This window comes from Nocardioides jensenii JCM 1364 = NBRC 14755, assembly GCF_001552535.1.
In the GTDB taxonomy this organism is placed as follows: domain Bacteria; phylum Actinomycetota; class Actinomycetes; order Propionibacteriales; family Nocardioidaceae; genus Nocardioides; species Nocardioides jensenii.
The window spans coordinates 55634-68619 of record NZ_BCRJ01000075.1; the positions used below are offsets into that span (position 1 = coordinate 55634).

Sequence of the window (12986 nt, forward strand, 5' to 3'; positions counted from 1 at the left end):
CATGGACGGTATCGAAGATCCGATGATCCGGCTCTCAGGCGTCAGCAAGACGTACGCCGACGGCACCCCCGCCGTCCACGAGCTCGACCTCGACGTGGCCCGCGGCGAGATGGTGACCCTGGTCGGCCCGTCCGGGTGCGGCAAGTCGACGACCCTGAAGATGATCAACCGCCTGATCGAGCCGACCACCGGCTCGATCTTCATCGACGGCGTCGACGTGACCCGGGTCGATCCGGTCAAGCTGCGCCGCGGGATCGGCTACGTGATCCAGCAGGTCGGCCTGTTCCCGCACCAGAAGATCATCACCAACGTGATGACGGTGCCGCTGCTCTACGGCGAGTCCAAGGCGACCGCGCGGTCGCGGGCACGCGAGCTGATGGAGCTCGTCGGCCTGGACCCCGACCAGCAGTCCGACCGCTATCCGCACCAGCTCTCGGGCGGGCAGCGCCAGCGCGTGGGCGTGGCGCGGGCCCTGGCCGCCGACCCGCCGGTGCTGCTGATGGACGAGCCCTTCGGCGCCGTCGACCCGGTGGTGCGTGGGCGGCTCCAGGAGGAGTTCCGCCGGTTGCAGCGCGACCTCGGCAAGACCGTCGTCCTCGTCACCCATGACATCGACGAGGCGGTGCGCATGGGTGACCGGGTCGCGGTCTTCGCCGACGGCGGACGCCTCGCGCAGTACGACGTACCGGCGGCGGTGCTGGGCGCGCCGGCAGACGACTTCGTGGCCGACTTCGTCGGGTCCGCGCGCGGCCTCCGACGCCTGGCGGTCACGCCCATCGACCCGACGCTCCTCGAACCGTTGGACGGCGTGCGGGCCAGCGACCTGGCCGCCGCGATCGACGTGAGCGCCACGCTCGAGGAGGCCCTGTCGGTGTTGATGCGCGAGGACAAGCCGGTGATCGGCGTCCGTCGCGGGGCACAGTTCCTCGGTGTGCTCACCCCCAACGGCATCCACCGCGCGCTGCGCGCCTCGGTCAACCACTCCGCCGACGCCTGAGCCCCACCGCCCCGCGCAACGCGGGGTCACAGTCGCTCACACGCGGTGTGCGGCCCGGAGATGTCAACAACCCCGCACACGTCGCGTGCGGGGCTGTCGCAGGTGGATCAGGCGTGCTTGCGCACCGGCATCGTCGCGGCGTCTTCCCAGGCGGCCAGCTCGACCTTGAGGTCGGTCACCTGCTGCTCGAGCTCGGCCACCAGCACGATCGCCTCGGCGGCGCGACTCTCGGACGCCTCGAGACGCGTCGACTCGGTGGCCAGTCGGGCCTCGGCCTGATCGGCACGACGGGACTCGTTGCCCAGCTTGAGGGTCGACTCGGCGACCTTGCGCTGAGCCAGTGCCAGCTCGCCCTCGAGCTCGTGGATCAGCTTCTGACGCGCCGCGATGCGCTCGGTCATCGTGTCGGCGAACTTCTTCGACTCGGTCGTACGCTCGTCGGTCAGGACCGCGTAGGCGCGGGCCTGGTCGGCGCGGTCGCGAGCGGCGTCACGGCGGGACTGCAGCAGCTCGGAGTGCGTGATCTTGGTGGCGGCGGCACCAAGCAGGACGGCCACCACAGCAGAGACGGCGATCAGGAGGGACGATCCGCCGAACAGCGCGCCGAGAACGACGAGCGAGGCGATCATGATGAGGACTACTGCGACCGTGATGCGGGTGCTCCGCTGACGGCGTCGAGCATTGGGGGAAGCCATGAACTCACACTAGGCGCCGTCGCCGTGCTTCCGGATCCGACACGCTCGTTCCAGCAGGAGTGCTGCACCACACATCAGGGCACCGGCCAACGCCGCGAGTGCCGAACGCAGCATCCGTTGCTCGGCCAGCTCGGCGGCCAGGCCCAGCCACGACACCGCATAGCCGGCGTACCCGCCCGCGACCAGCGCCCCGACCAGCGCGCAGGCCTTGGCCAGCACCAACCGGTTGACGGCGCGGTGCGGCTCGAGGAAGTGGCGGCGCGCGATCGTGCGGTACGTCGACCAGGCGGTGGCGCCCAGCACGACCGCCACGAAGAACAGCACGAGCACCTGGACCCAGCTGACCACCGGCGAGGAGTCGGCGTACCGCTGGGTGAGGGGACGCACAGCCCAGCCACCGACCAGGCCGGCGACCAGACACCCGGCGACGGCGGCGGGCGCGGTGGGGCCGACGTGGCGCTCCTCGGGCGGCAGATCGCCGTCCGGGCCCTCGTCGGGCGAGGTCACTGCAGGTCGATGGCCAGGTCGTCGCGCAGCTTGATGCCGCTCTGGTCGGCTGCCTCGAGCAGTTCGGCGACCGGGCCGGCGTCGGGCAGGACCGCGTCAGGTTCGAGGTCGTGCCACGGCTTGAGCACGAAGGCCCGCTCCTTGGCACGCGGGTGCGGCAGGCGCAGGAAGTCGTCGTCGGCCCGGCGGTCGCCGACCACGATCAGGTCGACGTCGAGGGTGCGCGGCGCGTTCTTCTCCGTGGGCCGGACCCGGTCGAAGGCGTCTTCGATGGCCAGGGCACGGTCGAGCAGGGTGGCCGCGGGCAGCGTGGTGTCGAGCAGCACGACGGCGTTGAGGAACTGCTCCGAGCCCGCGGGGGCGCCGACCGGCTCGGTCTCGTAGACGCCGGAGACGCCGGTCACCCACACGTCGGGGGTGTCCGCGAGGGAGTCGACGGCCCCCTGGAGGCTGGCCAGGCGTTCGCCGAGGTTCGAGCCCAGGGCCAGCACCGCACGACGGATCGGGTGCATCTCACCGGTGAGGGTGTCGGCGTCGATGATGTTCGGGTTGGGGGTCTCAGTCACGGCTGCAACGTCCTCTTCCGGGTAATCGTCAGCGCAACATCCGAGAATGTTGCGTCAATGGGCGCGTCCGGCTTGTGAACCGTGACCCGTGCCCATTCAACACGATCGTCCAAGAGGCAGACATTCGCGATGCGCTGGGCCAAGGTCTCGATCAGGTCGACCGGGTCGGTCTCCACGGCGGCTTTCACCGAATCAACGAGAATTCCGTAGTGCACCGTCTCACGCAAGTCGTCGGTGCTGGCCGCGGGGGTGGTGTCGAGGCCCAGGACGAGGTCGATCACGAAGATCTGACCCTCGCGCCTCTCGAAGTCGAAGACGCCGTGGTGGCCGAAGCACTCGATGCCCATGACGGCAAGCTCGTCGGTCATTCGGTCCGCCTCTCGACATCGCCCATCACCGGGCCGGCATGGTGGGTCCACAGGCGCCAGTCGGCCCCGACGGCACGGAACAGGCTGGTCACCGCGAGCCGCGAGGTGGGCAGGTCGACCATCTCCGCCAGGCTCAGCGTGCCAGGCAGGAGCACGTTCTCGACGCAGGTGAGCCGGGCGACGTCCCCGCGCACCACGATCCGCAGGTCCTCGAAGATGAACTGGACGCCGGCCGTCAGCACGATGCCCTCGACCACCTGCTCGAAGACCGCCCGACGGCCGATGACCCCCGGAACTCCCGGGAACGTGCAGCTGATGTCGTCGGAGTCGACCCACAAGCTGGTCGCCGCGGCCGTGTCGCCCCGCTCCCAGGCGGCGTAGTACGCACGGTGCGCCTCCTCGACGGCCCTCATGCGGGCGCTCACCCCGTCCGCGCCGCTCATCGCCGCTCCCCCGAGGCACGGCCGAACCTCTCCACCACGCGTACGGCGTCGGCGGAGGCACGGACGTCGTGCACGCGCACGCACCACGAGCCCTGCAGCGCGACGATCGTCGTCAGGGCGACGTTCGCGTGCTCCCTCTCGTCCACGGGTCGCGGACCCTGCGGACCCCCCAGGAGGGTGCCCAGGAACGACTTGCGGCTCGACCCGACCAGCACCGGGCGGCCGAGCTCCTCGATCGCGTCGAGGTGCTGGAGCAGCTCCCAGTTGTGGTCGGAGGACTTCGCGAAGCCCAGGCCGGGGTCGACGACGATGCGCTCCAGGTCGACGCCCGCCGCGACCGCGTCGTCCACCCGCGCCGACAGCTCGTCGCGGACCGCGGTCACCACGCCGCCGGGTCCGTCGTACACCGCATGCTGCTGCATCTCGGTGCTGTGGGCCCGCCAGTGCATCGCGACGAAGAGGACGTCGTGCTCGGCAGCGACGCGCAGGATCGCCGGGTCGGCCAGACCGCCCGAGACGTCGTTGATCACCCGTGCTCCCGCGCGTACGGCGGCCTCCGCGACCTCCGCGCGCATGGTGTCGACCGAGACCGTCGCACCCTCGGCCGAGAGTGCCCGGATCACCGGCACGACCCGGTCGAGCTCCTCGGAGACCAGCGGACGGGTCGCTCCGGGACGCGTGGACTCGCCCCCGATGTCGAGGATGTCGGCACCCTGCGCCATCAGCTCCCGACCGTGGCCGATCGCGGCGTCGGAGGTCATGAAGCGACCTCCGTCTGAGAACGAGTCGGGGGTCACGTTCACGATGCCCATGATGCGCGGGCGCCCCAGCGGCGTGATCAGCTCATCGGGTCGCACGTGTCACCTGCTGCTGTGGATCAGCGCCATCGCCTCGGAACGGGTCGCCGCATTGTGCATGATGCCGCGCACGGCCGAGGTGATCGTGCGGGCACCGGCCTTGCGGACACCGCGCATGGTCATGCACAGGTGCTCGGCCTCGATCACCACGATCACCCCGCGGGCGTCGAGGATCTCCATCAGCGCATCCGCCACCTGGGTGGTCAGGCGCTCCTGCACCTGCGGGCGCTTGGCATAGACGTCGACGAGCCGGGCCAGCTTCGAGAGCCCGGTGATCTTGCCGGACTCGGCCGGGATGTAGCCCACGTGGGCCACGCCGGTGAACGGCACCAGGTGGTGCTCGCACATCGACCAGAGCTCGATGTCACGCACCAGCACCATTTCGTCGTGGCCGATGTCGAACGTGGTGGTCAGGACGTCCTCGGGCGTCTGCCGCAGCCCCGCCGTCATCTCGGCGTACGCCCTGGCCACGCGGGCCGGGGTGTCCTGAAGGCCTTCGCGCTCGGGGTCCTCACCGATCGCGTGGAGAAGCTCACGCACGGCCTTCTCGGCCCGGTCGTGGTCGAACTCCGGCACCGAGGCGGGGTCGGGGTCGACACCACCGAACGCCGTGATCATGCCGAGTCTCCGCCGTCCGAAGAGCTCGGGAGGCCGCCGGCCGGGGGGCTCGGGTTGTGCGGGGTGGCCAGGTCGGGGTCGGCACTCTCGGGGACGTCGGAGCGTGCCGACTCGGGCACCGTGACCGGCGGCAGGGTCGAGGGCTGGCGGTCGGGGGAACCCGTCCAGGCCGGGCGCACCGGACGACGCCGCAGCGGCTCGAAGACCGCGGCGACCTCGGCCTTGTCGAGGGTCTCGCGCTCCATCAGCGTCAGCACCAGCGCGTCGAGGACGTCGCGGTTCTCCTCGAGGATGTCGAAGGCCTCCTGGTGTGCCTGCTGCAGGAACCGCTTCGTCTCCTCGTCGACGATCGCGGCGACGTCCTCGGAGTAGTTGCGGGTGTGGCCCATGTCGCGACCGAGGAACGGCTCACCCTGGGGCTCGCCCAGCTGGATCGCACCGAGCCGGTCGGTCATGCCGTACTGGGTGACCATCGCCCGGGCCAGGCTGGTGGCCTTCTCGATGTCGTTGCCGGCGCCGGTGGTCGGGTCGTGGAAGACCATCTCCTCGGCCGCGCGGCCACCCATCATGTAGGCCAGCTTGTCGAGCATCTCGGAGCGGGTCTGGGAGTACTTGTCCTCGTCGGGCAACACCATCGTGTAGCCCAGCGCCCGGCCGCGCGGAAGGATCGTGATCTTGTGCACCGGGTCGGTGCCGGGCAGCGCCGCGGCGACGAGAGCGTGGCCGCCCTCGTGGTAGGCGGTGATGAGCTTCTCCTTCTCGCTCATCAGGCGGGTGCGGCGCTGAGGCCCGGCGATCACCCGGTCGATGGCCTCGTCGAGCGAGCTGTCGGTGATCACCTTCTCGTTGAGACGAGCGGTCAGCAGCGCGGCCTCGTTCAGCACGTTGGCCAGGTCGGCACCGGTGAAGCCCGGCGTACGGCGAGCGACGCTGAGCAGGTCGACGTCGGGGGCCATCGGCTTGCCGCGCGAGTGCACCTTGAGGATCTGGTGGCGGCCGTTGAGGTCAGGTGCGTCGACACCGATCTGACGGTCGAAGCGGCCCGGGCGCAACAGCGCGGGGTCGAGGACGTCGGGGCGGTTGGTGGCCGCGATCAGGATGACCCCGCCGCGCACGTCGAATCCGTCCATCTCGACGAGCAGCTGGTTCAGGGTCTGCTCGCGCTCATCGTGACCGCCGCCCATGCCGGCGCCACGGTGGCGACCGACGGCGTCGATCTCGTCGATGAAGACGATGGCCGGGGCGTTCTCCTTGGCCTGCTCGAAGAGGTCGCGGACCCGGCTGGCGCCGACACCGACGAACATCTCGACGAAGTCGGAGCCGGAGATGGAGTAGAACGGCACGCCGGCCTCACCCGCCACGGCACGGGCCAGCAGCGTCTTGCCGGTGCCGGGTGGGCCGTAGAGCAGCACGCCCTTGGGGATCTTGGCGCCGACGGCCTGGAACTTGGCGGGCTCCTGGAGGAACTCCTTGATCTCGCCGAGCTCCTCGATGGCCTCTTCACAGCCGGCGACGTCGGCGAACGACGTCTTCGGCATGTCCTTGGTGATCAGCTTGGCCTTGGACTTGGCGAACTGCATGACCTTGCCGCCACCGCCCTGGACGCTGTTCATCAAGAAGATGAAGAGCAGGATGATCAGCGCGAAGGGCAGCAGGGTGGCAAGCAGCTGGCCGATGAAGCTGGGCTGCGGGTTCTCCGAGTTGGACTTCTCGATGGTGCCCTTCTCGACCTGCTCGTTGGCCAGCTTGATCAGGTCGTTCTGCTGGCCGCTCACCCAGTGGGTGACGACCTTGCGGCCGCCGTCGCGGTCGACGTCGTCGTCCAGGGTCGCTCGGATCTCCTGGTCGTTGTCGATGAACGAGATCTCCTTGACGTCGCCGTCGGAGATGTATTTCTCCATCTGGGACGTCTGCACCTCGTCGTACCCCCCATTGGGCGCGAGGTATTGCAGGCCGAGCAGTACGGCGACGACGGCCAGGACGATCCAGAGCCAGGGACCCTTGAATATGCGCTTCACAGACTTCTCTCGGGACAGCTCAGAGCGGGCTCAGAGCGGCGACCATGTGAGGTTTGACGGTACATGGTCGCAGAAAGCAGCCCGCGATCAGGAGTCGTCAGGAGTAGACGTGCGGTGCGAGAGTTCCGATGTCGCGCAGGTTGCGGTACCGCTCCTTGAAGTCGAGTCCGTAGCCCACGACGAACTCGTTGGGGATGTCCCACCCGACGTACTTCGGCTCGACCGGCATCGCCAGCGCCTCCGGCTTGCGGAGCAGGGTGGCGATCTCGACGCTGGCCGGGCTGCGGCTGCTCAGGTTGGAGATCAGCCAGCTCAGGGTCAGGCCGGTGTCGATGATCTCGTCGACCACCAGCACGTGGCGACCGGAGATGTCGGTGTCGAGGTCCTTGAGGATGCGCACCACACCACTGGACTTGGTGCCGGAGCCGTAGGAGCTCACCGCCATCCAGTCCATCTCGAGGTGACGGGGCATCGACCGGGCGAGGTCGGCCATCACCATGACCGCGCCGCGCAGCACGCCGACCATGAGGAGGTCCTTGCCCTCGTAGTCGGCCGAGATGACATCAGCCATCTCCTGCACCTTGGCCTGGATCTGCTCCTCGGTGAAGAGGATGTTGACCAGATCGCTCTCGACGTGGGCGGAGTCCATGGGCGTCAGACTGCCACATGGCCCTGCAGGTTTCTCCGGTGCACCGGGGATTCCAGAGCCCGCGCGACCCCTCAGGCCGGCGGGACGAACTGGCTCGCGGTGAACACCGCGCCCTGGGGATCACGGATGACCGCGGCCCGCACCCACGGGAGGTCCACCGGTTCCTGCAGCACCGAGGCCCCGAGCTCGCCGGCCCGGACGGCGGTGGCGTCGGCGTCATCGACCGCGAAGGTCACGCCCCAGTGCGGCGCGGTGTCGTCGTCGTCCGGCATCGGAGACAACGCGGCGACCGCCTCGTCGAAGCGGGCCGGTGCCCCCATCTCGGCCTGACGCTCGCGGTTGCCGGGAGAGAGCTGCTCGAGGAAGTCGCCGTACGCCGGCAGCGCCCACATCCGCCCGTCGCCCACGTCGATGGCTTCCCAGTCGAGCACCGCGCGGTAGAACACCTCCGCTGTTGCGGAGTCGCGGGTGTGCAGGACGTTGAAGTTCAGGGACCCGTGGGCGTTGACCCGTTCCGCACCGCGGTTCTCCCGGGGTTGCCACAGCCCGAGGAGCGCGCCCTCGGCGTCGCGGAAGGTGGCCATCCGGCCCACGGCCCCGTCAGGACCCAGGTCGGTGGGCGCGACGACTTGCTCACCGCCTGCCGCGATCGCGCGGGCCAGCGCCGCGTCGGCGTCGTCGACCCACACGTAGGAGTTCCAGGCAGCGGGCTCGCCCCCACCCGAGCCGATGGCGGCCACGGTCTCACCCTCGAGTCGGGCGTAGGCGTAGCGCACTGGTGCGCTCGGCGGCGTGCGCTCCTCGAACTCCCAGCCGAACAGGCCCTGATAGAAGGACATGGCGGCGTCCATGTCGGGCGGTGTCAGGTCGATCCAGCAGGGGACGCCGGCAATGTAGCGGTCACTCATCGGTTGCTCCTGGGTGTCGGTGGTCGGTCACCGGCCACGCTAGGAGGGATTCAGGCCATCCTCCGGCCTCAATCCGTCAGGAACACCAGATGCCCGTCCCGGCGTACGGCGCGCAGGTGGCCCGGCAGGTCGATCCACTTCTGTCCGTGCCAGTCGGTCAGCAGCGCATCGACGGCCATGACGTGTTCGTGGAAGAGCTCCGACCCGATGGCACCGGCCTCGAGGGCGGCCAGCCGCAGCACCCGGGTGCGCAACGGGCCGGCCAGCGCGGCCAGGTCGTCAACCGAGAGCCCGGTGGAGGCCCCGTCGCACAGCCGGGCGTACGCCGCATCCGCGAGCCCATCGAGGTAGTCCATGTCGGGACGCACCAGGTCGGCGGTGCGGGCCAGCGCGACGGCCACGCCCGGGCCGAGCTCGGCCTCGAGCACGGGCAGCACCGTGTGCCGGACCCGGACCCGGGTGTAGCGCGGGTCGATGTTGTGCGGGTCGTCCCAGACGGGGATGCCCTCGGCCTCGCAGGCGGCCGCCGTGTCGGCCCGGGACACGTCGAGCAGGGGTCGGGCGAAGCCGTCGAACGAGCGTCGCATGCCGGCGATGGCGCGACCTCCTGACCCGCGGGCCAGCCCCAGCAGCACGGTCTCAGCCTGGTCGTCACGCGTGTGACCCAGCAGCACGGTCACGGCGCCGACGTGCTCGGCCATCTGTTCGAGCACCGCGTAGCGGGCTTCACGGGCCGCTGCCTCGGGGCCGCCCTCGGTGGAGACGGTGACCCGGGCGGAGACGGTCTCGTCGGCCCCCAGCGCCGCCATCTGTCGTACGACGACCGCGGTCCTCTCGGCCGAGCCTTCCTGGAGGCCATGGTCGACGGTGGCTCCCACCACGCGCAGCGACATCTTGCGGGACTCGAAGACGGTGGCGGCCAGCAACGCCAGGGAGTCGGCCCCTCCGGAGCAGGCCACGAGCACCGCACTCCCGGGGGGAACAGGGGCCAGCGTTCGTCGTACGACCAGGCGGACGGCGGCGACGGCCGGGGGCAGTGTCATCGTCAGCGGTTCAGCCGTGCACCCGGGCCACCCAGGTGGACGGGTCTTCGATCTCGGCCTTGGACGGGAGGTGCTCCGGGGCCTCCCAGACCACGTTGAAGCCGTCCATGCCGACCTTGTCGATGACCTCGCGGACGAACTTCGCACCGTCGCGGTACTGCGCCATCTTCGCGTCGAGCCCGAGCAGGCGACGCAGGACGCGGTCGAGGCCGCCGACGCCCTTGCGTCGCTGGTTGAACTTGCGCCGGATGGCGTTCACGCTCGGGATCACCTCGGGGCCGACACCGTCCATCACCACGTCGGCGTGGCCCTCGAGAAGCGACATCACGCCGGTGACCCGGTCGATGACCTCGCGCTGCTCGGGGGTGCTCATCGCATCGAGCAGGCTGCCACCGCCGCCTCTCAGGGACTCACCGATGCGCTTCACGCCCTCCTCGAGCGCCTTGCCCGTGTCGATCGAGTCGACCAGGGACGACATCTGGGCGAAGAGGTGGTCGCGCATCCACGGCACCGCGGTGAACTGCACCCGGTGAGTCTCCTCGTGCAGGCAGACCCAGAGCCGGAAGTCGGTCGGGTCGACCGCGAGCTCGCGCTCGACGTGGACCACGTTCGGGGCGACGAGCAGCAGGCGCCCGGTCGGCTCGAAGAACGGATCGAACTGACCCAGCACCTTGCCGCCCATGAAACCGAGCACCAGGCCGACCTCGGCGCCGGTGACGCGCGAGCCCACAGCCCGGCCCAGACGGCCGGGCGAGCCCTTCTTCTGCGCCAGCTTGTCCACGATCGGGGACAGGATGGTCGCGAAGCTCTCGGCGTTGGCCTGCACCCAACCGGAGCGGTCGATGACCAGCACGGGCGCGGTGCGCTCGGCGGCGGCCAGCCCGGTGAACTCGCGGACCAGCCCAGTCGAGCGGTTGGCGCCGGCGCGCAGCTCCTCGACGGCATCGGCGGCGGCCAACCGGGAGACCTCGGGGCCGTCGCCGGCCAGCCGTGAGCCCAGGCGCACGGCGAGGTCCCAGTCGATCATCGAGTGCTCATCAGTCATCTGGCGAGCCTAGCCGGGACGCGGCAGCGGACCGGCTGACGGTGGTCGAGCGAGCCGCGCGGCTGAGGAACGAAGCCGCGACCGGCGTGCCGAGACCCGGTGAGCGAAGCAGGTGGTCGCCCCGGCCGGGCGTGGCCTCCTCCGCTCAGGAGCAGTGACACGCCGCCAGTGCGGCGGTGAGGTCGTCGAGGGTGTCGCGGGCGTCGAGCACGTGCTCGTCGGTGACCCGGTCGGCGAGGAACAGGAAGGTCATGACGTTGCCGTCGAGGTCGGTGGTGACCCCGGCCAGGCCGTGGACGCCGGTGAGGGTGCCGGTCTTCGCGCGCACCCGGCCGGGCCCTGCGTCGTCACTGTCGCCCAGTCTGCTGGTCATCGATCCGGTGAACCCGGCCACGGGCAGGGCGGTGACCACGGTGCGCAGCTCGGGACGATTGCCCTTGGCCGCGGTCGCGAGGACACCGAGGATCGCCTGGCTGGTCAGCTTGTCCTCTCGGGACAGTCCGCTGCCGTCGAAGAAGCGGGTGCCGGCGAGTGGCACGCCGAGACGGCCGAGCACCGCACGGACGGCCTTGGCGCCGCCGGCGAACGAACCTCCGGTGCCCTCGGCGATGCCGACCTGGTGGGAGAGGATCTCTGCGCCCTCGTTGTCGCTCACGGAGATCACCCGGTCCACGATCTGCCAGACCGGGGCGCTCTCGACGGCAGCGATCTCGGTGGCGTCGTCAGCGGCCGTCGTACGCCGTGGGGTTCCGGCCACGCCGACTCCGGCGCGACGCAGCTCGGCGGCGAACATCGTCGCCGCGGCCTGGGAGGGGTCGGACTCGAAGCCCCAGGAGTCGGGCTTCGCGCCCTTGTCGACCCACAGCGCGGTGATCGGCGGGACCACCGCCTCGGGGATGTAGGAGGCGGGCCAGTGCGGGTTGACGCTCGGCCCGGTGAAGAGCGAGTCGTCGAACTGCAGCCGCACCTTCGTCAGCCCCTGCTCGGCCAGCGCGGCCGCCGTCTCGCGGGCCAGGCTGCGGATGTCGGCCCGCTCCGGATAGGTCGTCGACGACGGCTTGGTGTGGGTCAGGAACGGGTCGCCGCCGCCGACCAGCACGATGTCGCGAGACCGGGCGCCGGTCACGACCGTGGTGCGGAACGTGGTGTCGGGCCCGATCGCCTCGAGCGCGGCCGTCCCGGTGAGCAGCTTCATCGTGGAGGCCGGGGTGAAGTCGCCGCCGGCGTTGTCGTACCAGACGCTGCCGTCCAGTCCTCCGACCGCGAGGACCCGGTGCTTGCCGAGATCCTTCTCCTGGGCGTACGACGCCAGCGCCCGGCGTACCTTCGCCGGGTCGACCGGGCTCGTGGTCGGCACGCCCGCGGCAACCGGTGACGGCGGGGTCAGGGCCGGGAGCTCCAGGCCGGGCGGCGGAGCCACCTCCGCCGGGTCGGTGGTGTCGTCGTGGGCCAGGCCCAGTCGCTCACCCAGGTCGTACTGGAAGGACGCGAACGCCGCGGCCACCACGGCCAGCACCACGAGCACGGGCAGCCAGGTCGACACGCGTCCACTCGAGTGACCTGGGTCACGCCGTCTGCCCACAACATTCCTTCCGAGTGCACGTTTGGCCCCATTGTGCGCGAAGATGTTGCCGGCCCGGTGTTCGGGTCATGATCTTTCGCCGCCCGCAGGCCGGGTCGCGAGCGTGCCGATGATGCGGAGGAATGCAGTGCTGGAGTTCGACGTGATGGTGGAGATCCCCAAGGGGTCACGCAACAAGTACGAGGTCGACCACGAGTCCGGTCGCATCTATCTCGACCGCATGCTCTTCACCTCGACCGCCTATCCCGAGGACTACGGCTACATCGAGGACACCCTCGGTCAGGACGGCGACCCGCTCGACGCACTGGTGATCCTGCAGGCGCCGACCTTCCCGGGGTGCATCATCAAGTGCCGCGCGATCGGCATGTTCCGCATGACCGACGAGGCCGGCGGCGACGACAAGGTGCTCTGCGTTCCCACGCACGACCCGCGCCTCGAGCACCTGCGCGACATCAACCACGTGTCGAAGTTCGACCGTCTCGAGATCCAGCACTTCTTCGAGGTCTACAAGGACCTCGAGCCCGGCAAGTCCGTCGAGGGCGCCAACTGGGTCGGCCGCACCGAGGCCGAGGCCGAGATCCTCGCCTCCTTCGAGCGCGCCAAGAAGTCCGGTCACTGACCCGCTCCACCCGACGTTCGGCGCGGCCAGTTTCACAGGCCCGACGTTCGGCGCGGCCAGTTTCACAGGGC

General features: G+C 70.1%; 15 protein-coding genes. 2 read left to right on the forward strand and 13 right to left on the reverse strand.

Features of this window, described 5'->3' with window-relative positions:
- The first annotated feature begins 1 nt into the window (after position 1).
- A complete protein-coding gene (locus tag NJ4_RS16830; RefSeq protein WP_407668074.1) occupies positions 2-997 on the forward strand; it encodes an ABC transporter ATP-binding protein in 996 nt (331 codons plus the stop codon).
- A 107-nt stretch (positions 998-1104) separates the two neighbouring features.
- Here NJ4_RS16830 and NJ4_RS16835 read toward each other — a convergent pair whose 3' ends face one another.
- The 13 genes from NJ4_RS16835 to dacB all read right to left on the reverse strand — a co-directional run bounded on the left by NJ4_RS16835 (position 1105) and on the right by dacB (position 12257).
- Positions 1105-1692 carry a hypothetical protein gene (locus tag NJ4_RS16835; RefSeq protein ID WP_067437731.1) on the reverse strand — a complete coding sequence of 196 codons (588 nt, stop codon included), beginning with the start codon at positions 1690-1692 and terminating at the stop codon, positions 1105-1107.
- Between the two features lie 9 nt (positions 1693-1701).
- A complete protein-coding gene (locus tag NJ4_RS16840) occupies positions 1702-2199 on the reverse strand; it encodes a DUF3180 domain-containing protein (protein WP_082748802.1) in 498 nt (165 codons plus the stop codon).
- Complete coding sequence (folK, locus tag NJ4_RS16845) at positions 2196-2765, reverse strand: 2-amino-4-hydroxy-6-hydroxymethyldihydropteridine diphosphokinase (protein WP_067437733.1); 570 nt, start codon at positions 2763-2765, stop codon at positions 2196-2198. The genes NJ4_RS16840 and folK overlap by 4 nt, the downstream gene beginning before the upstream one ends.
- Complete coding sequence (gene folB, locus NJ4_RS16850; protein ID WP_067437735.1) at positions 2762-3133, reverse strand: dihydroneopterin aldolase; 372 nt, start codon at positions 3131-3133, stop codon at positions 2762-2764. Before folB ends, folK begins: the two co-directional genes overlap by 4 nt.
- Positions 3130-3576, reverse strand: a complete 447-nt coding sequence (locus NJ4_RS16855; protein WP_067437737.1) for a nuclear transport factor 2 family protein — start codon at positions 3574-3576, stop codon at positions 3130-3132. The genes folB and NJ4_RS16855 overlap by 4 nt, the downstream gene beginning before the upstream one ends.
- A complete protein-coding gene (gene folP / locus NJ4_RS16860) occupies positions 3573-4388 on the reverse strand; it encodes a dihydropteroate synthase (RefSeq protein WP_067437767.1) in 816 nt (271 codons plus the stop codon). The genes NJ4_RS16855 and folP overlap by 4 nt, the downstream gene beginning before the upstream one ends.
- A 48-nt stretch (positions 4389-4436) precedes the next feature.
- Positions 4437-5051 carry a GTP cyclohydrolase I FolE gene (gene folE, locus NJ4_RS16865; protein WP_067437739.1) on the reverse strand — a complete coding sequence of 205 codons (615 nt, stop codon included), beginning with the start codon at positions 5049-5051 and terminating at the stop codon, positions 4437-4439.
- Positions 5048-7069 (reverse strand): ATP-dependent zinc metalloprotease FtsH, encoded by a 2022-nt coding sequence (gene ftsH, locus NJ4_RS16870; protein WP_082748803.1) that lies wholly within the window; start codon positions 7067-7069, stop codon positions 5048-5050. The genes folE and ftsH overlap by 4 nt, the downstream gene beginning before the upstream one ends.
- Before the next feature lie 97 nt (positions 7070-7166).
- Complete coding sequence (hpt, locus tag NJ4_RS16875) at positions 7167-7718, reverse strand: hypoxanthine phosphoribosyltransferase (RefSeq protein WP_067437741.1); 552 nt, start codon at positions 7716-7718, stop codon at positions 7167-7169.
- 71 nt (positions 7719-7789) lie between these two features.
- Positions 7790-8626: a VOC family protein gene (locus NJ4_RS16880; RefSeq protein ID WP_067437743.1), complete on the reverse strand. Its 837-nt coding sequence runs from the start codon at positions 8624-8626 to the stop codon at positions 7790-7792.
- 68 nt (positions 8627-8694) lie between these two features.
- Positions 8695-9669, reverse strand: coding sequence for a tRNA lysidine(34) synthetase TilS (gene tilS / locus NJ4_RS16885; protein ID WP_067437745.1), 975 nt, complete (start codon positions 9667-9669; stop codon positions 8695-8697).
- Between the two features lie 10 nt (positions 9670-9679).
- On the reverse strand, positions 9680-10714 hold the full coding sequence (locus NJ4_RS16890) for a zinc-dependent metalloprotease (RefSeq protein ID WP_245644601.1): 1035 nt from the start codon (positions 10712-10714) through the stop codon (positions 9680-9682).
- A gap of 145 nt (positions 10715-10859) precedes the next feature.
- Positions 10860-12257, reverse strand: coding sequence for a D-alanyl-D-alanine carboxypeptidase/D-alanyl-D-alanine endopeptidase (gene dacB / locus NJ4_RS16895; RefSeq protein WP_067437750.1), 1398 nt, complete (start codon positions 12255-12257; stop codon positions 10860-10862).
- 151 nt (positions 12258-12408) lie between these two features.
- Between dacB and NJ4_RS16900 the strand changes: the two genes are divergently transcribed.
- Positions 12409-12915 carry an inorganic diphosphatase gene (locus NJ4_RS16900; RefSeq protein WP_281178339.1) on the forward strand — a complete coding sequence of 169 codons (507 nt, stop codon included), beginning with the start codon at positions 12409-12411 and terminating at the stop codon, positions 12913-12915.
- Positions 12916-12986: the final 71 nt, after the last annotated feature.

Bases quoted from the DNA above. Each gene is read 5' to 3' on its own strand.
- NJ4_RS16830 (WP_407668074.1), top strand. From the start codon at position 2: ATGGACGGTATCGAAGATCCGATGATCCGGCTCTCAGGCGTCAGCAAG.
- tilS (WP_067437745.1), bottom strand. From the start codon at position 9,669: ATGACACTGCCCCCGGCCGTCGCCGCCGTCCGCCTGGTCGTACGACGA.
- hpt (WP_067437741.1), bottom strand. From the start codon at position 7,718: ATGGACTCCGCCCACGTCGAGAGCGATCTGGTCAACATCCTCTTCACC.
- folB (WP_067437735.1), bottom strand. From the start codon at position 3,133: ATGACCGACGAGCTTGCCGTCATGGGCATCGAGTGCTTCGGCCACCAC.
- folE (WP_067437739.1), bottom strand. From the start codon at position 5,051: ATGATCACGGCGTTCGGTGGTGTCGACCCCGACCCCGCCTCGGTGCCG.
- NJ4_RS16880 (WP_067437743.1), bottom strand. From the start codon at position 8,626: ATGAGTGACCGCTACATTGCCGGCGTCCCCTGCTGGATCGACCTGACA.
- folP (WP_067437767.1), bottom strand. From the start codon at position 4,388: ATGGGCATCGTGAACGTGACCCCCGACTCGTTCTCAGACGGAGGTCGC.
- NJ4_RS16835 (WP_067437731.1), bottom strand. From the start codon at position 1,692: ATGGCTTCCCCCAATGCTCGACGCCGTCAGCGGAGCACCCGCATCACG.
- NJ4_RS16900 (WP_281178339.1), top strand. From the start codon at position 12,409: ATGCGGAGGAATGCAGTGCTGGAGTTCGACGTGATGGTGGAGATCCCC.
- NJ4_RS16890 (WP_245644601.1), bottom strand. From the start codon at position 10,714: ATGACTGATGAGCACTCGATGATCGACTGGGACCTCGCCGTGCGCCTG.
- NJ4_RS16855 (WP_067437737.1), bottom strand. From the start codon at position 3,576: ATGAGCGGCGCGGACGGGGTGAGCGCCCGCATGAGGGCCGTCGAGGAG.